The 22,670-nt window shown below is 60.7% G+C and carries 22 protein-coding genes; 14 read left to right on the top strand and 8 right to left on the bottom strand.

The features are described from left to right. Positions 1-140: 140 nt before the first annotated feature. Positions 141-3,014: a GGDEF domain-containing phosphodiesterase gene (locus AWU82_RS21840; RefSeq protein WP_064379741.1), complete on the bottom strand. Its 2,874-nt coding sequence runs from the start codon at positions 3,012-3,014 to the stop codon at positions 141-143. A 259-nt stretch (positions 3,015-3,273) separates the two neighbouring features. Here AWU82_RS21840 and uvrD point away from each other — a divergent pair, with 259 nt between their 5' ends. The 4 genes from uvrD to AWU82_RS21820 all read left to right on the top strand — a co-directional run bounded on the left by uvrD (position 3,274) and on the right by AWU82_RS21820 (position 7,648). After that, a complete protein-coding gene (gene uvrD, locus AWU82_RS21835) occupies positions 3,274-5,457 on the top strand; it encodes a DNA helicase II (protein ID WP_007954248.1) in 2,184 nt (727 codons plus the stop codon). 148 nt (positions 5,458-5,605) lie between these two features. Further along, positions 5,606-6,046, top strand: coding sequence for an EamA family transporter (locus AWU82_RS21830; RefSeq protein ID WP_064379739.1), 441 nt, complete (start codon positions 5,606-5,608; stop codon positions 6,044-6,046). A gap of 175 nt (positions 6,047-6,221) precedes the next feature. Further along, complete coding sequence (locus tag AWU82_RS21825) at positions 6,222-7,100, top strand: Tim44 domain-containing protein (protein WP_064379737.1); 879 nt, start codon at positions 6,222-6,224, stop codon at positions 7,098-7,100. Between the two features lie 140 nt (positions 7,101-7,240). After that, positions 7,241-7,648 (top strand): SMI1/KNR4 family protein, encoded by a 408-nt coding sequence (locus AWU82_RS21820; RefSeq protein WP_007954245.1) that lies wholly within the window; start codon positions 7,241-7,243, stop codon positions 7,646-7,648. A gap of 21 nt (positions 7,649-7,669) precedes the next feature. Here AWU82_RS21820 and AWU82_RS21815 read toward each other — a convergent pair whose 3' ends face one another. Then, on the bottom strand, positions 7,670-9,433 hold the full coding sequence (locus AWU82_RS21815) for a cation:proton antiporter (protein WP_064379734.1): 1,764 nt from the start codon (positions 9,431-9,433) through the stop codon (positions 7,670-7,672). 282 nt (positions 9,434-9,715) lie between these two features. On the opposite strand from AWU82_RS21815, the gene AWU82_RS21810 reads away from it, so the two are divergent. Further along, positions 9,716-10,198 carry an acyl-CoA thioesterase gene (locus AWU82_RS21810; RefSeq protein WP_003229693.1) on the top strand — a complete coding sequence of 161 codons (483 nt, stop codon included), beginning with the start codon at positions 9,716-9,718 and terminating at the stop codon, positions 10,196-10,198. Between the two features lie 61 nt (positions 10,199-10,259). Here AWU82_RS21810 and pdxY read toward each other — a convergent pair whose 3' ends face one another. Then, positions 10,260-11,132: a pyridoxal kinase PdxY gene (gene pdxY / locus AWU82_RS21805; RefSeq protein ID WP_064379732.1), complete on the bottom strand. Its 873-nt coding sequence runs from the start codon at positions 11,130-11,132 to the stop codon at positions 10,260-10,262. A 117-nt stretch (positions 11,133-11,249) separates the two neighbouring features. On the opposite strand from pdxY, the gene AWU82_RS21800 reads away from it, so the two are divergent. Further along, positions 11,250-11,663, top strand: coding sequence for a DUF3301 domain-containing protein (locus AWU82_RS21800; RefSeq protein ID WP_064379729.1), 414 nt, complete (start codon positions 11,250-11,252; stop codon positions 11,661-11,663). Position 11,664: 1 nt separating this feature from the next. Here the strand turns inward: AWU82_RS21800 and AWU82_RS21795 are convergent, their stop codons facing one another. Then, the gene (locus AWU82_RS21795; protein WP_064379727.1) at positions 11,665-12,636 is read right to left on the bottom strand and encodes a CobW-like GTP-binding protein; all 972 of its coding nucleotides are present in this window, start codon (positions 12,634-12,636) and stop codon (positions 11,665-11,667) included. 25 nt (positions 12,637-12,661) lie between these two features. On the opposite strand from AWU82_RS21795, the gene AWU82_RS21790 reads away from it, so the two are divergent. Beyond that, positions 12,662-13,018 (top strand): hypothetical protein, encoded by a 357-nt coding sequence (locus tag AWU82_RS21790; RefSeq protein ID WP_064379725.1) that lies wholly within the window; start codon positions 12,662-12,664, stop codon positions 13,016-13,018. A gap of 4 nt (positions 13,019-13,022) precedes the next feature. Here the strand turns inward: AWU82_RS21790 and AWU82_RS21785 are convergent, their stop codons facing one another. Continuing rightward, positions 13,023-13,673, bottom strand: coding sequence for a DUF1826 domain-containing protein (locus tag AWU82_RS21785; protein WP_064379723.1), 651 nt, complete (start codon positions 13,671-13,673; stop codon positions 13,023-13,025). Beyond that, a complete protein-coding gene (gene zigA / locus AWU82_RS21780; protein WP_011336648.1) occupies positions 13,673-14,878 on the bottom strand; it encodes a zinc metallochaperone GTPase ZigA in 1,206 nt (401 codons plus the stop codon). Before zigA ends, AWU82_RS21785 begins: the two co-directional genes overlap by 1 nt. Positions 14,879-15,102: 224 nt before the next feature. Between zigA and AWU82_RS21775 the strand changes: the two genes are divergently transcribed. Then, complete coding sequence (locus AWU82_RS21775; protein WP_064379721.1) at positions 15,103-15,477, top strand: hypothetical protein; 375 nt, start codon at positions 15,103-15,105, stop codon at positions 15,475-15,477. On the opposite strand, the gene AWU82_RS21770 is transcribed toward AWU82_RS21775, so the two are convergent. Beyond that, the gene (locus AWU82_RS21770) at positions 15,474-16,673 is read right to left on the bottom strand and encodes an N-acetylmuramoyl-L-alanine amidase (RefSeq protein WP_064379720.1); all 1,200 of its coding nucleotides are present in this window, start codon (positions 16,671-16,673) and stop codon (positions 15,474-15,476) included. The genes AWU82_RS21775 and AWU82_RS21770 overlap by 4 nt on opposite strands. Positions 16,674-16,757: 84 nt before the next feature. Between AWU82_RS21770 and folE2 the strand changes: the two genes are divergently transcribed. Genes folE2 through AWU82_RS21740 form a run of 6 tightly spaced genes read left to right on the top strand, consistent with a single transcriptional unit; the run spans position 16,758 to position 21,970 of the window. After that, positions 16,758-17,654, top strand: coding sequence for a GTP cyclohydrolase FolE2 (folE2, locus tag AWU82_RS21765; RefSeq protein WP_064379717.1), 897 nt, complete (start codon positions 16,758-16,760; stop codon positions 17,652-17,654). Continuing rightward, positions 17,651-18,319 (top strand): metal ABC transporter ATP-binding protein, encoded by a 669-nt coding sequence (locus tag AWU82_RS21760; protein WP_064379716.1) that lies wholly within the window; start codon positions 17,651-17,653, stop codon positions 18,317-18,319. Before folE2 ends, AWU82_RS21760 begins: the two co-directional genes overlap by 4 nt. Beyond that, the gene (locus AWU82_RS21755; protein WP_064379715.1) at positions 18,319-19,185 is read left to right on the top strand and encodes a metal ABC transporter permease; all 867 of its coding nucleotides are present in this window, start codon (positions 18,319-18,321) and stop codon (positions 19,183-19,185) included. Before AWU82_RS21760 ends, AWU82_RS21755 begins: the two co-directional genes overlap by 1 nt. An 11-nt stretch (positions 19,186-19,196) precedes the next feature. Next, positions 19,197-20,072: a metal ABC transporter substrate-binding protein gene (locus AWU82_RS21750; RefSeq protein WP_064379714.1), complete on the top strand. Its 876-nt coding sequence runs from the start codon at positions 19,197-19,199 to the stop codon at positions 20,070-20,072. Next, positions 20,069-20,629 (top strand): gamma carbonic anhydrase family protein, encoded by a 561-nt coding sequence (locus AWU82_RS21745; protein WP_011336655.1) that lies wholly within the window; start codon positions 20,069-20,071, stop codon positions 20,627-20,629. Before AWU82_RS21750 ends, AWU82_RS21745 begins: the two co-directional genes overlap by 4 nt. A gap of 3 nt (positions 20,630-20,632) precedes the next feature. Next, positions 20,633-21,970, top strand: coding sequence for a dihydroorotase (locus AWU82_RS21740; RefSeq protein ID WP_064379713.1), 1,338 nt, complete (start codon positions 20,633-20,635; stop codon positions 21,968-21,970). Between the two features lie 40 nt (positions 21,971-22,010). Here the strand turns inward: AWU82_RS21740 and AWU82_RS21735 are convergent, their stop codons facing one another. Further along, positions 22,011-22,529: a DUF3617 domain-containing protein gene (locus AWU82_RS21735; protein ID WP_007954220.1), complete on the bottom strand. Its 519-nt coding sequence runs from the start codon at positions 22,527-22,529 to the stop codon at positions 22,011-22,013. Between the last annotated feature and the right edge of the window lie 141 nt (positions 22,530-22,670).

Genomic DNA, 22,670 nt, shown 5'->3' with positions numbered 1-22,670 from the left:
TCTTGTTATGGAAAGATGTGCTTTGGCCAGATGCCGGGGATGTAGCAAGCTTGTAGTTATACTACATGAATCGGCTTTTTGCCTGCTCAATGCGTAACTGGATCCCCCCGGATCAGGCGACATGCGCTGCATGTAGCCCTTTACAGCGGTTTTTCCTGTTCACGCAGCAACGCGGCAAGGCCGACCGCCTCCACCGGACGACTGATCAGATAGCCCTGCACTTCGTCGCAGCCTTCAGCTTTCAGAAACGCCAGTTGCTCGGAACGCTCGACACCTTCGGCGACAACTTTCAGTGACAACCCGTGAGCCATCGCAATGATCGCCCGGGTGATCGCTGCGTCTTCGCTGCCCTCGCCCAACCCGCGGATAAAGGCCTGATCGATCTTCACGTAGTCCACTGGAATCCGCTTCAGATAGCTCAGCGATGAATAGCCAGTGCCAAAGTCGTCGATCGCCAACTTCACCCCCAGATCCCGCAACTGCTGGAACGTGGCGATGATGTGTTCGACGCTGTCGAGCAGCTGGCTTTCGGTCAGTTCCAGTTCGAGGTAGTGCGGTGCCAGACCGGTTTCTTCCAGCACCTGGCGCACCAGACTGACCAGTTTGCCCTGGCGCAGTTGATGCACCGACAGGTTCACCGAAACCCGGATCGGCGTAAGCCCCTGGCGTTGCCATTCGCACGCCTGCCAACAGGCCTGGCGCAGCACGAACTCACCGATCGGCCCGATCAGCCCCGTCTCTTCGGCCAGACCGATGAAGTCCCCCGGCGGCACCCGACCCATGGTCGGGTGATCCCAACGCACCAGCGCTTCTGCCGCGTTGAGACGGCCGGTCGCCAGGCACAGTTTCGGTTGATAGAAGACGTTGAGCTGCTTGTCCTCGATGGCTTTGCGCAGCTGGTTTTCCAGTTGCAGACGCTCCAGCGTGCTGGCCTGCAGACTGTCGGTGTAGAACTGGAAGTTGTTGCCGCCCAGGTGCTTGGCATGTTGCATGGCCATGTTCGACTGGCTGACCAGCGCGGAAATCTCCCGGGCGTTATCCGGCAGCATGCTGATGCCCATCGAGGCGCTGACTACCAGCTCATGCCCTTCCACGGTCAACGGCAGGCGCAGCTTGCTCGACAGTCGCGTGGCGACCCGCGCCAGGCTCGACAGGTTGCCGTAGGCGTCGAACAGTACCGCGAACTCATCGCCGGACAGCCGGGCGATGGTGTCGGCTTCCGGCAAGGCGTTGACCAGCCGCCGCGACATCTTTTGCAGCAACTGGTCGGCAATCTCGTGGCCAAGGCTGTCGTTGAGCAGCTTGAAGCGATCCAAATTGATATGCAGCAACGCCAGACTCCGGCGTCCGCCCTGCCGCACGCGCTGATGGGCTTCATGCAGACGTTCGCGAAACAGCGAGCGATTGGCCAGGCCAGTGAGCTCGTCGTAGTGGGTCAGGTAGCGCATGCGCTCTTCGGATTCGCGACGCGCCGACAGATCGGCGAAGAAACCGACGATATGACTCACATTTCCTCGACTGTCGCGCACCGCATTCAATTGCAGCCACTGCGGATACAGCTCGCCATTCTTGCGGGTTTCTACCAGTTCGCCCTGCCAGCTGCCGTGCTGCTCCAGCGCGTGGCGGATCGCGACGTAGTGCCGACGGGCGTCGCGACTGCAAGGCAATTCGACGACGTTGCGCCCGAGCATGTCGCCGATGTCATAGCCGGTGACCCGACTGAAGGCCTGATTGATGGCGATCAGCGAATAATTCGGGTCGAGGATCACGATGCCTTCGCTGGCGGCCTCGAACACCGTCGCAGCCAGCTGCTGCTGGGCTTCCAGGCTTTTGCTGACGCTGATGTCGCGGCGGGTGCCGACCATGCGGATGACCCGGCCGTTCTCGTCGCGCTCCACTGCACGCCCACGGTCTTCGATCCAGACCCAATGACCGTCGCCATGGCGCACGCGGTACTCGATCTGATAATCCTCGGTGCGCCCCTTCAAGTGCTCGATCAACGCGCGCTTGAGCGGCGGCACATCTTCCGGGTGCAGCCTTGGCCGCAGGTGCCTGAGCAGCCCGGTGACGTATTCCGGATCAATACCGAACAGTTCCTGAATCTGTGTGTGGTGAACTTCGTCGGTCTGCAGGTTCCAGTCCCACAGCCCCAGCTCACTGGCTTTCAACGCCAGGGCCAGACGCGCTTCGCTTTTGCTCAGGGCCTGATTGGCGACGTCCAGTTCCCGGCTGCGCTGGGCGACCCGGTCTTCCAACTCGACCTGCGCCTCGCGCAGTTTGCCCTCGGCGCAGCGCCTGTGCTCGATTTCCTTCGCCAGCTCCTGATTGAGCTGTTCGCTGCGGGCTTGCGCTTGTTGCAGGTGCTCGATCAGGTGCTGGTTCTGGAAGCGCCGCAGCAAACCGCGATCGATCAGCCGATTGACCTGCCACGCCACCACGCTCAGGGAGCCCAGCAGGATCAGTCCGAGCCAGCCCCAGCCCCGCGCCTGCTCGTCGCCGCCCCAGAACAGATAACCGATGGCCGGCAGCAGGCACGGCAAGGTAAAGGAGAGAAAGGCCGGAATGCTCACGGCGTAAGCCACGCTGGCCGACAGGGTCGCGGCGCCGATCAGGCCGAACACCCAGGCCTGCTGCATGAAATTGTCGGCCGGGACCAGGGCGATGCCGGCGCCGGCCAGGGTCAGGCCGGTCATGGTCGAGCCGAGCAGGAACATCCGCCCCCAGATCGGCTGGGCCTGGCGATCGGGAATCGCCGAGTCGAACGCGGCGACCTGAATCACCCGCAACGCTACCAGCGACAGCAACCACACCAGCCAGACGCTGACCACAAAATAACGCTGCGGGCTCCAGAGCAGACCGGCGCAGACCAGACCATTGATCAACATGAACAGGGTGGGCAACAGCGAACCCTGATAAAGAAGGCGCGTGCGCTCGACCGCCATCTGGGTGGCGTAAAGCTTGCGGATTACCCGGGGTTCCACAGAGGGGCCCGACAGGTCGAAGCTGAGGGTCATAGGCAACGTTCTTGTTCTTATAAGTGTGAGCATGCGCCCGGAAACGTGGACGGAGCATACACAAGCCGAACCACTTGCCAAACTGCCCCAGATCATAATTTCGCCGAAACTTTTTCGCGGCTCGCCCCCCTCCAAAGCCCCGACGCCAGGCGGGCCAACGCCTGTAGCCGGTGACCGACCGGTCGTCACGGGCAGCACTTTCATCGGCTAATGCAAAGCTCGGTTTGCCCGGGCCTGCGGCGCACCCTAGAATGCCCCGATGCGCGATGATCTCTCCCTTCTGCTGAACTCCCTCAACGATGCCCAACGCCAGGCCGTAGCGGCCCCCGTTGGCCGTCAATTGGTCCTGGCCGGTGCCGGCTCCGGCAAAACCCGAGTGCTGGTGCACCGTATCGCCTGGTTGATCCAGGTCGAAAACGCCTCGCCCCACTCGATTCTGTCGGTGACCTTCACCAATAAGGCCGCTGCCGAGATGCGTCACCGCATCGAGCAATTGCTGGGCATCAACCCGGCCGGCATGTGGGTCGGCACCTTCCACGGCCTGGCGCACCGTCTGTTGCGGGCGCACTGGCAGGAAGCCGGGCTGAGCCAGACCTTTCAGATTCTCGACAGCGACGACCAGCAACGCCTGGTCAAGCGGGTGATCCGCGAGCTGGGGCTGGACGAGCAACGCTGGCCGGCCCGTCAGGCACAGTGGTTCATCAACGGGCAGAAAGACGAAGGTCTGCGTCCGCAACACATTCAGGCCAGCGGCGATCTGTTCCTGGCCACCATGCGCGGCATTTATGAAGCGTACGAGGCGGCGTGCCAGCGTGCCGGCGTCATTGATTTCTCCGAACTGCTGCTGCGCGCCCTCGACCTGTGGCGCGACCACCCGGGCCTGCTGGCGCACTACCAGAAGCGTTTCCGACATATTCTGGTGGACGAATTCCAGGACACCAACGCCGTGCAGTACGCGTGGTTGCGTCTGCTGGGCAAAGGCGGCGACAGCCTGATGGTGGTCGGCGACGACGACCAGTCGATCTACGGCTGGCGCGGCGCGAAAATCGAGAACATCCACCAGTATTCTTCGGACTTCCCGGATTCGGTGACCATCCGTCTGGAGCAGAACTACCGCTCCACGGCCGGCATCCTCAAGGCCGCCAACGCCCTGATCGCCAACAACACCGGGCGTCTGGGCAAAGAGCTGTGGACCGATGGCGGCGATGGCGAAGCGATCAATCTTTACGCCGCCTTCAACGAACACGATGAAGCTCGCTACGTTGTCGAAACCATCGAAAGCGCGCTGAAAACCGGCCTGGCTCGCAGCGATATCGCGATTCTCTACCGCTCCAACGCCCAATCGCGCGTTCTGGAAGAAGCCTTGCTGCGTGAACGCATTCCGTACCGCATCTATGGCGGCCAGCGCTTCTTCGAGCGGGCGGAAATCAAGAACGCCATGGCTTACCTGCGCTTGCTGGAAGGTCGCGGCAACGATGCGGCCCTGGAACGGGTGATCAACGTTCCGGCGCGCGGCATCGGCGAGAAAACTGTCGAAGCGATTCGCGACCATGCGCGCCACAGCGATGTGTCGATGTGGGAAGCCATGCGCCAGCTGGTGGCCAACAAAGGCCTGACCGGTCGCGCCGCCGGTGCGCTGGGCGCGTTTATCGAACTGATCGAAAACCTGGCTGCCAAGTGCGCCGAGATGCCGTTGCACCTGATGACCCAGACCGTCATCGAGCAATCCGGACTGATCGCCTACCACGAAGCGGAAAAAGGCGAGAAAGGCCAGGCCCGGGTGGAAAACCTTGAGGAACTGGTCAGCGCTGCGCGCAACTTCGAGAACACCGAAGAAGACGAAGAGCTGACGCCACTGGCGGCATTTCTCGGCCACGCTTCACTGGAGGCCGGTGACACCCAGGCCGACGAACACGAAGACAGCATTCAGTTGATGACCCTGCACAGCGCCAAGGGCCTGGAATTCCCTTACGTGTTCCTGGTGGGCATGGAAGAAGGCCTGTTCCCGCACAAGATGAGCCTGGAAGAACCGGGCCGCCTTGAGGAAGAGCGGCGTCTGGCCTATGTCGGCATTACCCGGGCGATGCAGAATCTGGTGATGACCTATGCTGAAACCCGACGCCTGTACGGCAGCGAAACCTACAACAAGGTGTCGCGTTTCGTACGGGAAGTACCGAAAGGCCTGATTCAGGAAGTACGCCTGTCCAACAGCGTCAGCCGGCCGTTCGGCGGCAACCAGTCGATGGGCGGCAGCAACCTGTTCAGCGGCAGCGAGATACCGGAAACCGGCCTGAGCCTCGGGCAGGCTGTCCGTCACTCGATCTTCGGCGACGGCGTGATCCTAAACTTCGAAGGCGCCGGCGCCCAGGCCCGGGTGCAGGTGAATTTCGCCGAAGGCAGCAAGTGGCTGATGCTCGGGTACGCGAAGCTGGAAGCCATTTAAGGGCAGCCCGTCGTTGCTCATCGTTCCCACGCTCTGCGTGGGAATGCATCCCGTGACGCTCTGCGTCACTGTGGACGCGGAGCGTCCATGGCGGCGTTACCACGCAGAGCGTGGGAACGATCGGACACGAACACTGGAGGCAACATCCATGGGCTCGGGCTTCTTTTCTTCCTGGACGTTCTGGGCCCTGCTCTCGGCCACTTTCGCCGCGCTGACGGCCATCTTCGCCAAGATCGGCATCGAAAACGTCAACTCCGACTTCGCCACCCTCCTGCGCACAATCGTCGTATTGGTGAGTCTGGCCTTGATTTTGTACGCCACGGGCCAATATCAGTCCCTGGGATCGATCTCCGCCAAGAGCTACCTGTTCCTGCTGTTGTCGGGCCTGGGAACCGGTGCTTCGTGGCTGTGCTACTTCCGGGCGTTGAAAGTCGGCCCGGCGTCGCTGGTCGCCCCGGTGGACAAGCTCAGCGTGGTCTTCGTGGCGGTGCTCGGTGTGATCCTGCTGGGCGAGAAACTCGACCTGCGCCAGTGGGGCGGCATCGGCCTGATCACCGCCGGTGTGGTGATGCTCGCCTTGCGGCGCTGATCCATTTCCTGCTGAACCTATCGCCTTTTCCTACAGACAAAAGTACATGGCCTTATTGCCCCGACCGAGCTGAACGTAACCTGTCAGGCAAAAGCCCGAAACACTCTCTCGCTAGCCAGTAACACTTCAGCTGTGCAACATGGCGCGCGTGTCTCCACAAACGGGAATTCCCTTTATGAAACGTTTTCTTAGCATCGCCATGGCGTTGTGCATCGGCCTGACGATGAGCCTCGACGCCAACGCCAAGCGCTTTGGTGGTGGCAAAAGCGCCGGCGCTGCGCCGACGCACCAGACCAGCCAGATGGCTCCTTCTTCCCCAGGCATAGGCGGCGCTGCGGCGACCGCTGGTGCTGCCGGTGCCGCGGGCGCTGCGGCCAAGGCCGGCGGTGCTTCGAAATGGCTCGGCCCTCTGGCCGGCATCGCGGCCGGTGGCCTGCTCGCTTCCATGTTCATGGGCGGCGGCTTCGAAGGCATGCAGTTCTTCGACATCCTGATCATGGCCGTGATCGCGTTCGTGATCTTCCGCTTCATCGCCGCCCGCCGCCGCAAGCAGCAGGAGCAGTTCGCTCCGGCCGGCGCGCCGATGCAGCGTGAAGTGTTCGAACAGAAACCAGCGGCGATGGGTTCGATCTTCGGTGGTTCGGCCGCGCCTGCTGCCGCCCGTCCGGTGATCAACGCGCCGGCCTGGTTCAACGAACAACGCTTCCTCGAAGCCGCCCGCAGCCACTTCCAGGCGCTGCAGCAGCACTGGGACGCCAACGAAATGGACAAGATCGCCGAGTTCGTGACCCCGCAAATGTTCGAGTTCCTCAAGCGCGAGCGCGCGGAACTGGGTGATGCCTTCCAGTCCACCTACATCGACAACCTCCAGGTGCAACTGGATGGTGTGGATGACCGTGCCGACAAGACCATCGCCACCCTGACCTTCAGCGGCGTGTCGAAAACCTCGCGTTTCGACCAGCAGGGCGAAGTGTTCAGCGAAAGCTGGAACATGGAACGTCCACAGGGCGACAACCAGCCTTGGCTGGTCGCCGGTATCCGCCAGAACGGCTGATCACTTCCGACGTTTTTACCCGCTGCAATAAAAAACCCCGGCCTCGGCCGGGGTTTTCTATTTCACGGTTGCATCTATAGCGAGCTACTGTATAAACCGGCCCATATAAACCGCGCCATTCAAGCAAGAGGATCCCGGACGTGGAAGAAATCATCGAACAACTGCGCGAAGCCAACGAACCCGTACCGGTTCCTTTGGAGTTGCCCGACGAAGACCAGTTGGTGGAAATCGAAGAAGAACTCTTCATCAACATCCCGTTCGTCTTCAAGGAGTTTCTGCTGACCGTCAGCGACGTGGTTTACGGCAGCCTGGAGCCGGTAACCGTCACCGACCCGCAATCCCACACCTACCTGCCGGACGTCGCTGCCAACGCTTGGGATGCCGGCGTGCCGCGCGACCTGATCCCGATCTGCCAGGACGGCGACGACTACTACTGCGTCGAAGAAGACGGCACCGTGGTGCTGTGGTCGGGCGAAGAAGAGCTGATCACCGAAGAGTCCTGGGAGTCGGTCTGGCACTGGGCACGGGACGTCTGGCTGGAAAGCTGACACGCCCGCCTCGATGGGTGGTCAGTGCCCCGACGGCTCCTTGTGGTTGTCGAGGGTTTCCAGCAAGGCTACCTGCATCCGCGTGTGCACCCGGATGAACCAGCGCCAGAGCAGCGCCGCCACGGCGGCCGCGACTACGGCGATCAGCACCAGCAACTTGTTGGTCGGCAAGATACTGGCCGACAAGGCTGCCAGCAGCAGGAAAATCACCAGCAGCGAGATGATCGGGATCACTTCGGCGATCACCCGGCGCACTCGCTGCGTGTGACGCCCGGCCATTTCCGGCTTCACGCCCATCTCCGCCAGCAGCATCGACAGCGCCTTGAGCTTGCGATAGGCCGCGATCAGGAACGGCAACGACACCAGCAACGCCCCGCCCCAGATCAACGCCTTCTGCCAGCTTGGATCGCTGATCCAGTCCTGCATCCAGATCGAGAGACGTCCGGCAAAGAAAGCGCCGGCAAAGAAGATTGCTATCACCAACGCCAGATTGACCCCGACCTGCAACAGTATTCGCCGGATCATCGACGCCAGCATCGCGCCCTCACCCTGCGGCTGAATGCTGCGCAGCCACTCGCCGTACATCCCGAACACTCGACCGAGGCGCTGCGGCATGGCGGCGGACAGCTTGATCGACAGCGGATCGGCAGCCCGGATCAGGTACGGCGTCAGTAACGTGGTAATCACCGAAACCGCCACGGCCACTGGATACAGGAAGTTGCTGGTGACCTGCAGGGTCATCCCCAGCGCCGCGATGATGAAAGAAAACTCGCCAATCTGCGAAAGCCCCATCCCGACCCGCAGTGAGGTGCGTCCGTCATTACCCGCGATAAAGGCACCCAGACCGCAGGACAGCATCTTGCCCAGCACCACAGCCACAGTGATCACCGCGATCGGCCACGCGTACTGCAGAAGAATCATCGGGTCGAGCATCAGGCCGATGGCGACGAAGAAGATCGCGCTGAACAGGTCGCGAACCGGCTCGATCAGGCGCTCGATTTTCAGCAGTTGCCGCGACTCGGCCATGATCGCGCCGATCAGGAACGCGCCGAGCACCATGCTGTACTCGAGTTTGACCACCAGCAGGCAGAAGCCGAAACACAGGCCCAGCACGGTGATCAGCAGCATCTCGTTGCTTTCGAATTTCGCCACGTAGGCCAGCAGTCGCGGCACCAGCAGAATGCCGACCACCAGGGCGACGATCATGAACAGCGAGAGCTTGCCGACCGTGGAAAACACTTCGCCGGAACTCACCGTGCCACTGACTGCGATGCTCGACAGCAAGGCGATGATACCGATGCCGAGAATGTCCTCGACGATCAGCACGCCGAAGATCAGCTGCGCGAAGCGCTCGTTTTTCATCTTCAGGTCGTTGAGCGCCTTGACGATGATGGTGGTCGAGGAGATCGCCAGGATCGCACCGAGGAACAGCGAATCCATGGTGTTCCAGTCGAACCAGCGGCCAATTTCGTAGCCGATCCAGATCATCAGGACAATTTCGAGAAACGCCGCGATGAAGGCCGTGGCACCAACCTTGAACAGCTTGCGCAGGCTGAACTCCAGACCCAGGCAGAACATCAGGAAAATCACCCCCAGCTCGGCGAGGGTCTTGATGGTTTCTTCGTCGTGGATCAGGCCGAACGGCGGCGTGTGGGGGCCGATGATGAAACCGGCGACGATGTAGCCGAGCACTACCGGCTGCTTGAAGCGGTGGAACAGCACGGTCACCACACCTGCGACCAGCATGATCACCGCCAGATCCTGAATAAAGCTGATGGCATGCATGGTGTGGGCTCCTTGAATGACGAGGCTCACGCAGGCATGGGAAATGTCTGGGCGAGCTGAGTAAAAATCCGCTTTGGGTGTAGGAATCGCCCTTGGGGAGGCGCTTTTGCAGGGTAACACCGCGACTTCCGGCTGAAAGGCGGTGCAATATATGGAAACAGATCGCTTCCGGCGTGACGGCGACCAGTTGCCTGGCGTCCCGATATCGGTGCTTTTGAAAAGCGACCAGGCACCCGCAGAGGTGTTTCTTCCAGCAACCCTGCCTTGACCCGTGAGAACGTTATGGAACCCGGAAACGCCCAGCTGTCGATGACGGTACTGATGACCCCTGACATGGCCAACTTCTCTGGCAATGTCCACGGCGGCACCCTGCTCAAATACCTCGACGAAGTGGCCTATGCCTGTGCCAGCCGCTATGCCGGCCGCTACGTGGTGACCCTGTCGGTGGATCAGGTGATTTTCCGCGAGCCGATCCATGTCGGCGAACTCGTGACCTTCCTCGCGTCGGTCAACTACACCGGCAACACCTCGATGGAAGTCGGCATCAAAGTGGTGACCGAAAACATCCGCGAGCGCTCGGTGCGCCACACCAACAGCTGCTTCTTCACCATGGTCGCGGTGGACGATCAGCGCAAACCCGCCGCCGTACCGCCGCTGCAACCGCAAAACAGCGAAGACAAGCGCCGCTACATGCAGGCGCAGCAACGCCGGCAGATCCGTCAGGAGCTGGAAAAGCGCTATCAGGAAATCAAGGGCGACGCCTGATCAGCCCTTCGATCTATGGCGCTCTGTAGATAGCTTGCTCGCGAATGGGGCCAACTCGGTATTACAGACTGATCGGCGTGGCCTCGAACTTCACCCGCGGATGCGCAATCCGGTCCTGCGCTCGCACCAGCTGCAGCTCGTAACTGGCGCAGGCCTGGGTTTCCAGCAACACCTCATGCACCGCCGCTGCGGTGAATTCAAACGCCGCCACCAGGCTGTCACCGAGCAGCACTCTCGCCAGGAACAGGCCGGACGTCAGATCGCCCACACCAACCGGCTGACGCGGAAACGCCAGCAGCGGACGCCGCAAATGCCAGCTGCCCTCGGCCGTTACCAGCAACATTTCAAAGCCATCCGCCGGTTTGCCCGGATAATCCAGATGTTTGACCAGTACCGCTTTCGGCCCACGTGCCAACAGAGCCCGCGCCATCGCCAGGCAATCGAACAGCGACTGCGGCTTGCGCCCGGAGAAACTGTCCAGTTCCAACTGGTTCGGGCACATGAAGTCCGCAACGGCAGCGGCTTCGTCCAACAGAAAATCACTGACTTCAGCAGGTACGCTGCAGCCCTTTTCCGGATGCCCCATCACCGGGTCGCACAGATAAAGGGCTTTCGGGTTGGCCGCCTTGATCCGCTCGATGCCACTGAGAATCGCCCGGCCCTGCGCCGCACTGCCGAGATAGCCGGACAGCACCGCATCGCAATTGCCCAGCTCACCGATCGCGGCAATACCTTCGACCAGTTCGGGTATCCGGTGCGGCGCCAGCACTTCTCCGGCCCACTGGCCGTACTGCGTATGGTTGGAGAACTGCACCGTGTTGAGCGGCCAGACATTCACCCCGACCCGCTGCATCGGAAAAACCGCAGCGCTGTTGCCGGCGTGGCCGAACACCACATGGGACTGGATGGCGAGCAGATGAGGCGTACGTTTCATTCGGGTTTTTCCGTAAAACGATTGAAATTCAAGCCGCGCAGTATGCGACGAAACGCAGCCTGTACGACAGACCGGCGACGCAGTTAAGCTGACGCCATCATTTGGAGTTTCGTGTTAATGCTCACCCTGGAAAACATTTTCGTGCTGATGCTGTTCGCCGTCGCCGGTGCGTGGCTCTGGCACAACCACGGCTTGCGCGAGCGGGCGCTGGAGCGGGCCAAACAGCATTGCGCGAATGTCGGCGTCGAGTTGCTCGACGGTAACGTGGCGCTGAAGAAGATCGGCCTGATCAAGGACGCCAGCGGTCGGCGACGCTTGGCCCGGGTCTACAATTTCGAATTTACCGTGACCGGCGAATCCCGACACAACGGCACCATCACCCAGTTCGGCGCGCACAGCGCGCAGATTGAACTGGCGCCCTACCCGGCACCGTTCGATGACACACCGCCCGTAGTGGAAGTGACCAAGCCGCGTGGTGAAGTGATCGAGTTGAGCCAGTGGCGCCAGGAACACACCAAGTGGAAGCCTTGAATCAGCTCGCCTGAAGCCGACACCAGGCCAGTCCGGCCTGTAATTCACCGACCGACTGCGGTTCGTCGAAAATCAGCTCGATCCGGGAATCCTTGCGCCATTCACTGGGCAGCCAGCGGAGCTCGGCATTGTCCAGCGCATTGGCTGACTGCCAGCCGTCCGGGCTGTGAATCACCAGTTTGGCCCGGCGCCAGTTCAGGCTTTTCAGCCATTGAGTTATTCCCGACACATCGAACACCTGGCTCGGATGCCAGCGCCAACCGATGCTCCAACCACCCTCCTGGGCCTGACTCAGGCAGATCGGCAACGCCGGATCGCTCCAGATGGCCGGCATCTGCGCCAGCCCTTGGGGGACGATCAACTTATCCACACCGGCCTGCGCCTGTACCGCCAGACCTGGCAACTCGCTGAGCGACAACATCGCCTGTTGCGCCCAGATCAGTCGGACAGGCGGCAACTGTCGAATGATTCGCTCACGCGCGGGCTTGTCGAGGTTTTCTGCCTTGTTCAACAGCAGCAAGCCTGCACTGGACAAGGCTTCCTGCTGCGCGTCCGGCAGCGGTTTGCCCGCGGCGAGGGCCTGGGCGTCCAGCACCAGCACGCAAGGTTGTACGGCGAGTACGCCTTGCCACGGCGCCTCGTTCAGTTGCTTCAGCAACTGCGCCGGATGCCCGAGCCCCGAGGGCTCGATGAACAGGCGATCCGGCTGCGCCTTGCGCAACAAACGCCCCAGACCAATCTGGAACGGCGCACCGTTCACGCAACACAAACAGCCCCCGGCCACTTCGCCCAGTGCGATACCATCGGCGGCGCAGGTCAACAGCGCAGCGTCGAGACCGATCTGGCCAAACTCGTTGATCAGCACCGCCCAGCGTTCGCCCTCCGGTCTCTGGGCCATGAGCTGGCGGATCAGGCTGGTCTTGCCCGCGCCCAAGGGGCCGGCGATGACGTGGGTGGGAATGTTCTGCAACATGATCAAGGTTTTCTGGAGGTCGAAGATGCGGTGGATGGGATGGTCGTTGCTGCTGATGCTGGCGTCGGGCCAGGCATTGGCACAGGCCTGCGTGGTGCACAGTCAGGCAGAGCGGCTCGACGTGAAAGTCTGCCAGCAGAACCGCAACATCCCGGAAAAACTGTTCAGCGACGGCTTCTGTCAGCCGACCCTGGCCGGGCAGAAAGTCGAGGTTCAATACGTCGACCAGTGCCCCGCCGGCGCGTTCGGCGTGTGCAGCAACGCGCAAGTCGCCAATATGCCTTATCGTCAAGATATCCACTATTACGGCGTGGCCACCGATGCGGCGTATTTGCAGCCCTACTGCGAGGCCCAGAGCCAGGGGAAATGGCTCAAGCCCTGAGGCGCTATCCGAGCCAGTCGAGGGTCAGCATCAGCCGCCGCTCACCCGGCGCCGGTTGCGGCGAGCGATGGATCAGCCCGAAACCTTCGTTGCCGTGCCATTTCTCGCCCTTTAGCAACGCCACTTCGCCGCGATTCAATTGCTGAATCCGTGAAGTTTCCCGCGGCTCGGCTTGCGGCTGTCCCAGTTGCCGACGGTCCATTTCCCCTTCCCTGAGCCATTCGCTGCCAACGCCTGAATAGGTCGTGATCAACCGCACCGGCACATGATCGACGTGAAAACGCGGACACATGGCCTTGTCCAGCACACGCAGGCGCAAGCCGATCCGCCGCGCGCCGAGCAAGCAGGCGAAGGCACTGACCAGCCATTTCAAGTCGCTGATAAACCCTTCGTAGCCTTCCAGATCGCGAAAGCCGCTGGCCAGCCCCGTGAGATCCGGTTCGGCGTCTTCGTCCGGCAATTCCAGGCAAAGCGCCTCGGCGTAAGGCTCGTTCAGAGACAACAACAAATCAGCGAACTCGGCAATGTGCAGCGGAAGCTGGCGCTGCCAGACCGCGAGGTTGGTCTCGTCGTCGAGAATGTTCGCCAGTGCCTGCGGGGTCTGGCCGAAAGACTGATGACGAATGCTGCCTGGCAGCGTTTTCAGGGCGAGCATCAGGCGACCTCGTCGTGCCATGAGCCAAACGGATCGCGTAGTTGTAGCCAGCCTTGAGTACCGAGCGCCATTTCGTCATCGGTCAGCAGGCAATCATCCAGTTCCGACGACAGCTGTGCGAAATCGATGTTCTGTCCGATAAACACCAGCTCCTGGCGACAATCGCCTACGCTGGCGATCCAGTTTTCCATGATCGCGGCGGTACTTTCCTGATCCTGCGGCCACTGTTCCTTTGGCACGAAGCGCCACCAGCGCCCGGCGAAACCGTGGCGCATCAGGCCACCTGCCTGGGACCAGCTACCGGCGTCGGTGGGTTTGCTGGCCAGCCAGAAAAAGCCTTTGGAGCGCAGCAATTTGCCGTTTACCCAAGGACGATCGATGAAGTCGAAGAAACGCTGTGGATGAAAGGGCCGGCGCGCCCGATAGGCCGTGGAGGCGATGCCGTATTCCTCGGTTTCCGGCACATGCTCGCCACGCAATTCCTGCAACCAGCCCGGGGCCTGGGCGGCCTTTTCAAAATCGAAGCGACCGGTATTGAGAATTTTCTCCAGCGGTACCTCACCCATGACCATCGGGATGATCTCGGCCTGAGCGTTGAGGCGTCTGAGAATGGCCATCAGCTCTTCCCGTTCGCGGCTGCTGATCAGGTCGATCTTGCTGATCAACAGGACGTCGGCGAATTCGATCTGCTCGATCAGCAGATCGGTGATCGAGCGCTCATCTTCTTCACCAAGAAATTCGCCACGAGAGGCGAGGTTTTCGGCGGCCTGGTAGTCCGGCAGGAAATTCATACCGTCGACTACAGTGACCATGGTGTCGAGGCGAGCGATGTCGGTAAGGCTTTGCCCCTGTTCATCACGGAAGGTGAATGTCTCGGCCACGGGTAACGGCTCGGAGATTCCCGTGGATTCGATCAGCAGATAGTCGAAGCGGCCTTCACGGGCCAACTGACTGACCTCTTCAAGCAGGTCTTCGCGTAACGTACAGCAGATACAGCCGTTGCTCATTTCCACGAGCTTCTCTTCGGCACGGTTCAGGCTGACATCACGCTGGACTTCGCTGCCATCGATGTTGATCTCGCTCATATCGTTGACGATAACGGCGACGCGCAAATCATCTCTGTTACGTAGTACGTAATTCAAAAGCGTACTTTTTCCGGCACCGAGAAAGCCGGACAAAACGGTCACGGGAAGTCGGGAAGACATTGGATAAACCTCATCAGACGGTCGCAAAACAGCGCTGGAGGCTCTCGGGGGCGAGCGTTCTTGGGCTTCGATGGGATCACCAGGGAAGCGGACGCTTGAAAAGGAAGCCACGGAAAGCCCGGTCCGGATAATGTTATAGTATAACAACAAAATCAATCCACTCTCTTCTTGCCCAAAGTGACAAAGGGCCGGAAGCTGCAATCAGTTCATCGCCGAGTCACATCATGAAAACCGCGCTGAAATACTCTTTTATCTGCCTGACATTGCTGACGCTGAAGGCCGAAGCACAAGTGCCGGGACTCGCCAATTGCACGCGCAGCGCAAACCTGTTGGCGTGCATCGATGACAACGGCAACGCCTACAGCGTCAACACCGTCGGCAGCACGATTTACCTGCGCGGATTCGAGAAAGCGGGAAACCGCTACTGGGCACAAACCAACAGCCGCTATGGCCAGCTGACGTTCTTCACCGGCATCGCATCTGATGGAGAAGCCTGGGTTGGTTACAACCGCCGCGTGGGCTGGACGACGATCAATCGGTTCTCCAGCTCAGGCGGCAGCAGTGCGAAGTTCACCTGCAGCCGGATCACTGGCTGCTAAACCCGCGATCCTTTCTGCTCTTGCTGCCAGGCCATGTAGCTGTCGACAGGCGGATTCTTCTGGAAATAGCGCTGCAAGCCCTCAAACAAACCGTCTGCCACGGCCTGCTGATGACGCGCGGTTACCAGACGCTGACTGTCCCGCGGGTTGGAAATGAACCCGGTTTCCACCAGGATTGACGGCACATCCGGCGACTTCAGAACGGCAAATCCAGCCTGTTCCACGCGCTTTTGATGCAGCGTGGTGATGCCGGCCAGGCTGCCCAGCACTGTGCTTCCAAGTTGCAAACTGGCGGCGATGGTTGCGTTCATCGACATGTCGAGGATCACGCCAGCGAGCATCGGGTCCTTGTCCTTGAGATTGAGCAGGCTGGTTGCGCCGAGCAGATCCACACCGTTCTCACGCTGCGCCATGAACCGTGCGGTGGCGGAGGTAGCGCCGCCTTCGGACAAGCAATACACCGACGCCCCGGAGGCCGTCAGACGCGGCGCAGCATCGGCATGTACCGAGATGAACATGTCGGCCTTGTGCTGACGCGCGATTTCCACGCGCTTGCGTAACGGGACGAAGAAGTCGTCGTTACGCACCAGCTTCACATCAAAGCCTTTCTCTCGCTTAAGCCGACGTGCGAGCAGTTGCGCGATGGACAGCACCACATCCTTTTCTCGCTCGCCTTTGGCGCCGATTGCACCCGGATCTTTCCCGCCATGACCTGGGTCGACCACCACCATGATGTCGCGCTTGGGGTGAGATTTTTCTTGGGGTGTTTCACGTGGAACGCTCGCCGGAACTCCTGCTGATGCGCTCATCAAATCCAGAACCAGGCGATGTCCTTGCCCATCCTGAGGCGCCAGCAAGAATGAATTGAGCTGCACCGGGCTGCTTAGATCCAGCACGATCCGGGTGTTCCCCTGGCCAAAGTGCCCGGAGCGAATTGAGCGAATCGGAGTGCCGGATAACGCCAACTGGCTGAAATCCCCACTCAGACTGGCCCCGCTCATATCGATGATCAACCTTTCAGGCGCACTCAAGGTGAAGGTCTTGTAGCTCACGGAACCACTCAGATCGAACACCAGCCGAAGCTTGTCATCCGAACGCCAAAGCCGCGCATTGCGTATTTGCGTGGCGGACACCGAGAAAGGCAAAAAAAAGGCCGCGCTGGCCAGCATCATGTTGAGCAAGTGACGTCTGTGCATATGAAAGCCTGTTCATGAAAAAGGCATCGTGGTTTGAATTGTTATAATGTAACATCTAATTCAATCACCATGATGGAACAGCTCATGAACGCGCTGACTTTGCCGGATGTCGCGGCGCAAGCCGCCCGCCAGGCCCTGCCTCTCGAATGGGTGGGGATGTGCGGCATCGCACTACCTGTGTTTATCGAAGGCCAACGCTTGGCTGCCAAAGCGGATGCAGGCGTCAGTCTGGATGATGGAGATGCACGCGGCATTCACATGTCGCGGCTCTATCTGGGGCTGGAAGCGCTGGAGCAGCAGAACCTTTCTCCCGCTCTCCTACGCCAGGTTCTGCAGGGTTTTCTCGACAGCCACGAAGATCTGTCCGATGCCGCTTATCTGAATATCCACACCGATTTACTGCTCAGAAGACCGGCATTGGCCAGTCCTTTGGCGGGATGGAAAACCTATCCCATCACCGTTTCAGCCCAGCTAAAAAACAAAGTGTTCCACGTGGAACTGAAAATCGACGTCGCGTATTCCTCAACGTGCCCATGTTCTGCAGCATTGGCGAGGCAGTTGATCCAGCAACAATTCGTCGACGACTTTGCCAACAAGCCACTGCAACACGCCGATGTGTTGACCTGGTTGGGTTCGGTACAAGGCATCGTGGCCACACCTCACAGCCAGCGCAGTACCGCCCAGTTGCATTTGCACCTGGATGAATTCGTCGACGAACTACCGCTGACGTCTATCATCAACGACGCCGAAGCAGCCCTCGGCACCGCCGTGCAAACCGCTGTGAAACGCGCCGACGAACAGGCCTTCGCCCTCGCCAACGGCCAGAACCTGATGTTCTGCGAAGACGCCGCCCGACGCCTGAACCTGGCACTGCGTCGTTCACCCGGTATCAGCGAATTCCACGTACGAGTCATCCACGCCGAAAGCCTTCATGCTCACGACGCCGTCGCCGAGAGTCATTGGCGCCGGGAGCAGCCATGATTCGCTGCCACAACCTGAGCTGGGGGATACCCGGCCAACCGCTCACTGCACCGCTCAACCTGAGGTTGGAAAACGGCAGTCTGACGGCAATCATCGGCGTCAACGGCAGCGGCAAAAGCAGCCTGCTCAAAGTCATCGCTGGTTTGCAGAGACCGCTGGCCGGCAAAGTCGAACTGGGTGTTCCACGCCAAAGCGGTTTGTCCTTCCTGCCTCAGCAACAGCATCTGGATCGACAGTTCCCGATCAGTCTTCAAGAGTTGGTGGCGGCCGGTTTCTGGGGACGCCGACTGTCGTCGCAACTGAGAGCCCAACGTCTCGAATCCGCACTGGAAGACTGGCACCTGAGCGGACTGGAACATCGTCCCTTGATGGCTCTCTCCGGCGGGGAACTGCAACGCGCCCTACTCGCTCGACTGAGTCTGGCCGACACACCGTTGCTGCTGCTCGACGAACCCCATGCCGCGCTAGACGAAGTGGGTCAGACACTGTTGTGGCAACACCTGCACGCCTGGCATGAACAAGGACGAACCCTGGTCGTGGTTTGCCATGACCTTGCCGCCGTGCGCCAACACATTCCACAGACCTTGCTGATCAGACAGAGCGGCTGCGCTTTCGGCAGCAGTGCCGACCTCATCCAGCAAACACCTCACACGCAGGTGGCCTGATGCTGACGTTGAGCCATTTATGGCAACCGTTCCACGAGTTCGTCTTCATGCGTCGGGCCCTGCTCGGCGGTCTGGGATTGGCGTGCAGTACGGCACCACTGGGCGTGTTTCTGATCCTGCGCCGAATGAGCCTGATCGGTGACGCCGTCGCCCACGGCATCCTCCCCGGCGCCGCACTGGGGTTCTGGTTCGCCGGACTGAGTCTGCCGGCGCTGACCCTCGGTGGACTCGGTGCCGGTCTGAGCATGGCCGGACTTGCCGCGTGGATCACTCGACGCACCGGCCTGCGCGAAGACGCCAGCCTCGCGGCCATCTATCCCATCTCGCTGGCCAGCGGTGTGCTGATTCTCGGCATCGCCGGCAAGCGACTCGATTTGCTGCACCTGCTGTTCGGCTCTGCCTTGGCGGTAGACGGGCCGACCCTCAACGGCATGTTGTGGGTATCGGCGCTCAGCCTGATGGCCATGGCGCTGATCTACAAACCGTTGCTACTCGACACGCTCGATCCGTTTTTCCTGCGCACGGTCAGCCGGCTCGGACCCGTCGCCCATGGCGTGTTCCTGACGCTGGTGGTGCTGAATCTGGTGATCGGCTTTCAGGCGATCGGTGCATTGATGGTGGTCGGGCTGATGATGCTGCCTGCCGCCGCCTCGCGCTTCTGGAGCCGACGCCTGCCGATCCTGATCGCCATCGCCGCGCTCATCGGTTGCGCCTCGGTATGGCTTGGACTGTTGCTGTCGTTCCACTACTCGCTGCCCAGTGGCCCGGCCATCGTGCTGGTCGCCGGTGGCGGTTACCTGTTTTCCGTGGTGTTCGGACCGGTTCACGGTCTGTTGCGCCGCCCGCCTTTGCTTACATCCCAATGAGGTGTTTCCCGATGCGCGCTCTACTCGTGCTGTTCAGCCTGATGCTGTCGATGTCGTTATCGGCGGCGGAAAAACTGCCGGTGGTCACCAGTTTCAGCATCCTTGCCGACATGGTGCATCAGGTCGGCGGCGAGCATATCCAGATCACCAACATGGTCGGCCCTGACGCCGATGCCCACACTTACGAACCCACTCCAGATGACGCCAAGGCACTGCTCAAGGCAAAGCTGATCATCAAGAACGGACTGGGTTTCGAGCCCTGGCTGGATCGGCTGATCGCCAGCACCGACACCAGAGCCCCGGTGATCTGCGCCAGTCGCGGCGTGATTCCGCGCTCGCTGGATGAGGACGGCGAAACCGTCCCCGACCCTCACGCGTGGCACAACCTGGCGAATGCCGAGCTGTACGTCGCCAACATCACCAAAGCGCTGATCGCTGCTGACCCGGCCAACAAAGCCGACTACGAGCGCAACAGCCAGGCTTACCTGAAACAGATCTACGCCCTCCTCGCCCAAGCGAAAGCCAAGCTCGGTTCACTGCCGCCGGGCAACCGCAAGATCGTCACCAGCCACGACGCGTTCGGTTATCTCGGTCAGGCCTACGGCATCGACTTCATGGCGCCACAAGGTCTGTCCACCGAACGCGAACCTTCCGCTGCCGAAGTCGCCGCGCTGATCACCCAGATTCGTCAGGCCAAAGTCAAAGCGGTGTTCATGGAAAACATCAAGGACGCGCGACTGCTGAAACAGATCGCCGACGAAAGCGGCGCGCACATCGGCGGCACGCTGTACTCCGACGCCCTCGCCGCCAGCGGCCCGGCCAGCACCTTCACCGGGCTGTTCGAATACAACCTCAACACCCTCCACCAAGCCCTGAGCCAACCATGATCCGTAAAAACCCTTCCGGTGATTTGCCGCAGATTGCCGAGTCTGCCTACGTCGATAAAACCGCAATCATCTGCGGCAAAGTCGTCATCGGTGAAAACGTGTTCGTCGGCCCGTACGCGGTGATCCGCGCCGATGAAGTAGACGCCACGGGCGAGATGGAACCGATCACCATCGGCGCCAATTCGAACATACAGGACGGCGTGGTAATCCACTCCAAATCCGGCGCGGCGGTGACCATTGGCGAATTCAGCTCGATCGCCCACCGCTCGATCGTGCATGGCCCGTGCACGGTCGGCGACCGGGTGTTCATCGGCTTCAACAGCGTGTTGTTCAACTGCGTGGTCGGCAACGGTTGCGTGGTGCGACACAACTCGGTGGTTGACGGTCGGGATCTGCCGGACGCGTTCTACGTGCCCTCCACCACCCGCATCGGCCCGGGAACCGACCTCTCACAATTCCCGCCAGTGAGCGTCAGCGCTTCGGAGTTTTCCGAAGACGTGGCGCGCACCAACGTCGACCTGGTGCGCGGCTACAAAGCCTTGCAGAACGAGTTCTGAATCATGAGCAGTGTGCTGATTCGCAATGCGCGGCTGGTGAACGAAGGGCGTGAGTTCGATGCCGATCTGTTGGTCAGCCACGGACGCATCGTCAAGATCGCCGGCAGCATCGAAGGTGAAAACGCGACCCGGGAAATCGACGCCACCGGCCAATGGCTGCTGCCGGGGATGATTGATGACCAGGTGCATTTCCGTGAGCCGGGTGCGCCGGCCAAGGGCAGCGTCCACACCGAGTCCCGTGCAGCCGTGGCCGGTGGCATCACCAGTTTCATGGACATGCCCAACACCCACCCTGCCACCCTCACCCTTGAAGCGCTGGCCGACAAAAAACGCCGGGCAGCAATCAACTCGGTGGCCAACTACGGTTTTCACTTTGGCGTCAGTCACGACAATCTGGACACGGTCGCAGCACTCAACCCGAGCGAAGTGGCCGGGGTCAAAGTGTTCATGGGCGCGTCCACCGGCAACATGCTGGTGGACGACCCGCACACCCTCGAGCGCCTGTTCGCTGAAGTGCCGACGATTCTGCTGGCCCACTGTGAACACACGCCGAGCATCGAAGCGAACGCCGCGAACCTGCGTCAGCGGTACGGCAACCAACTGCCACCCGATGCCCATGCGCAGATCCGCAATGCCGACAGCTGCTTTCGCTCATCGTCTCTGGCAGTGGATCTGGCCAAACGTCACGGCACTCGCCTGCACGTCCTGCACCTGACCACGGCCCACGAGCTGGCCCTGTTCGAAGATAAACCGCTGACGCAAAAACGCATCACCGCCGAAGTCTGCCTGCACCATTTACTGTTCGATGAACGTGACTATCCGAACCTCGGCAACCTGATCAAATGCAACCCGGCGATCAAGTCCCGGAGCGATCGTGACGCCCTGCGCCAGGCACTTCTGAGCAATCGACTGGACGTGATCGGCAGCGATCACGCACCGCACACCTGGGCGGAAAAACAGCAAGCGTATGAACAGGCACCGTCCGGGCTGCCATTGGTGCAACACGCGCTGCCGGCGTTGTTGGAACTGGTGGCGGATGGCGTGCTGCCGATCACCACGCTGGTGGCCAAGATCAGTCACCGGGTGGCAGATCTGTTTGCCATTCCGGATCGCGGATATTTGCGTGAGGGGTATTGGGCGGATCTGGTGTTGATTCAACCGGAGCCAAAAGGTGTCGCGGTTTCACGCCAGCCGGTTCTGTCGCAATGCGGCTGGACGCCGTTCGCTCAGCGTAGCTTTCGGCATCGGGTCAGCACGACGATGGTGTCAGGGCAGATCGCGTGGCATGACCATCGGATCCATGACAACTGCCAGGGATTGCCGCTGCGGTTCATGCGCTGAAAAAAAGAACCGCCTCCACTCGATGTGGAGGCGGTTTGATTTACGCTCTCGGTTTGACGGTGCCGCAATCCTGACCCAGCCAGACCGCCCGGGTTTCCAGACTGCCCTTCTGGTTGATCCCGATCGCATTGAAAGTACCGTTGGCGACAGTGGTGAACTCACGATCACTGAGGAACGTCGCGACGCCGGTGCCTTGGGCTTTCGGGCAACTGAAGCGGAATTTCCACTGGTTGCCGACGCGCTCGGTGATCTGCTGCTTGCAGCCCGACTGTGGGTCCGCCAACGGAATATCGTTGGTCGCCACCTGCTGTGGCGTCAGGCAGGCCCGGATGCCCTTGCCGCCGATGTTGATCCCCTGCTTCTCCAGTTCAGCCCGCTGCTGCGGGGTGATCTGGCCTTGAATCTGACCGAGGATCGATTGCACATCCATCACCTGATCGTCGACCTTCACATTGCTCGACGTCATTTCCCACAACCCCGGCTGCAGCATTTGCGCCTGAGCAACCACCGGCAAGGCCAAACCCAGGCCCAGCGCCAAACCCAGCAGACGAACGTTCATTGAAAAACTCCTGATCAGTAGTGGCCGTTAGACGCCGGCCGCCCGTTTCGGTTCATGGCAGGCGCTGGCGGCGTGAAAACAAATAGCGACAATCGCCATGGAACATGGTCTGTTAAGCATTGAATCTTCAGGAGCAAGGTT

The organism is Pseudomonas glycinae, assembly GCF_001594225.2.
Taxonomy (GTDB): Bacteria; Pseudomonadota; Gammaproteobacteria; order Pseudomonadales; family Pseudomonadaceae; genus Aquipseudomonas; species Aquipseudomonas glycinae.
Note: the sequence above shows the minus strand (reverse complement) of the source record. Positions and strands in the feature narration are given on the sequence as shown.

What these genes read in the sequence shown, in the direction of transcription:
- AWU82_RS21840 (WP_064379741.1), bottom strand. Translation starts at nt 3,014, where the DNA reads ATGACCCTCAGCTTCGACCTGTCGGGCCCCTCTGTGGAACCCCGGGTA.
- uvrD (WP_007954248.1), top strand. Translation starts at nt 3,274, where the DNA reads ATGCGCGATGATCTCTCCCTTCTGCTGAACTCCCTCAACGATGCCCAA.
- AWU82_RS21830 (WP_064379739.1), top strand. Translation starts at nt 5,606, where the DNA reads ATGGGCTCGGGCTTCTTTTCTTCCTGGACGTTCTGGGCCCTGCTCTCG.
- AWU82_RS21825 (WP_064379737.1), top strand. Translation starts at nt 6,222, where the DNA reads ATGAAACGTTTTCTTAGCATCGCCATGGCGTTGTGCATCGGCCTGACG.
- AWU82_RS21815 (WP_064379734.1), bottom strand. Translation starts at nt 9,433, where the DNA reads ATGCATGCCATCAGCTTTATTCAGGATCTGGCGGTGATCATGCTGGTC.
- AWU82_RS21810 (WP_003229693.1), top strand. Translation starts at nt 9,716, where the DNA reads ATGGAACCCGGAAACGCCCAGCTGTCGATGACGGTACTGATGACCCCT.
- pdxY (WP_064379732.1), bottom strand. Translation starts at nt 11,132, where the DNA reads ATGAAACGTACGCCTCATCTGCTCGCCATCCAGTCCCATGTGGTGTTC.
- AWU82_RS21800 (WP_064379729.1), top strand. Translation starts at nt 11,250, where the DNA reads ATGCTCACCCTGGAAAACATTTTCGTGCTGATGCTGTTCGCCGTCGCC.
- AWU82_RS21795 (WP_064379727.1), bottom strand. Translation starts at nt 12,636, where the DNA reads ATGTTGCAGAACATTCCCACCCACGTCATCGCCGGCCCCTTGGGCGCG.
- AWU82_RS21790 (WP_064379725.1), top strand. Translation starts at nt 12,662, where the DNA reads ATGCGGTGGATGGGATGGTCGTTGCTGCTGATGCTGGCGTCGGGCCAG.
- AWU82_RS21785 (WP_064379723.1), bottom strand. Translation starts at nt 13,673, where the DNA reads ATGCTCGCCCTGAAAACGCTGCCAGGCAGCATTCGTCATCAGTCTTTC.
- zigA (WP_011336648.1), bottom strand. Translation starts at nt 14,878, where the DNA reads ATGTCTTCCCGACTTCCCGTGACCGTTTTGTCCGGCTTTCTCGGTGCC.
- AWU82_RS21775 (WP_064379721.1), top strand. Translation starts at nt 15,103, where the DNA reads ATGAAAACCGCGCTGAAATACTCTTTTATCTGCCTGACATTGCTGACG.
- AWU82_RS21770 (WP_064379720.1), bottom strand. Translation starts at nt 16,673, where the DNA reads ATGCACAGACGTCACTTGCTCAACATGATGCTGGCCAGCGCGGCCTTT.
- folE2 (WP_064379717.1), top strand. Translation starts at nt 16,758, where the DNA reads ATGAACGCGCTGACTTTGCCGGATGTCGCGGCGCAAGCCGCCCGCCAG.
- AWU82_RS21760 (WP_064379716.1), top strand. Translation starts at nt 17,651, where the DNA reads ATGATTCGCTGCCACAACCTGAGCTGGGGGATACCCGGCCAACCGCTC.
- AWU82_RS21755 (WP_064379715.1), top strand. Translation starts at nt 18,319, where the DNA reads ATGCTGACGTTGAGCCATTTATGGCAACCGTTCCACGAGTTCGTCTTC.
- AWU82_RS21750 (WP_064379714.1), top strand. Translation starts at nt 19,197, where the DNA reads ATGCGCGCTCTACTCGTGCTGTTCAGCCTGATGCTGTCGATGTCGTTA.
- AWU82_RS21745 (WP_011336655.1), top strand. Translation starts at nt 20,069, where the DNA reads ATGATCCGTAAAAACCCTTCCGGTGATTTGCCGCAGATTGCCGAGTCT.
- AWU82_RS21740 (WP_064379713.1), top strand. Translation starts at nt 20,633, where the DNA reads ATGAGCAGTGTGCTGATTCGCAATGCGCGGCTGGTGAACGAAGGGCGT.
- AWU82_RS21735 (WP_007954220.1), bottom strand. Translation starts at nt 22,529, where the DNA reads ATGAACGTTCGTCTGCTGGGTTTGGCGCTGGGCCTGGGTTTGGCCTTG.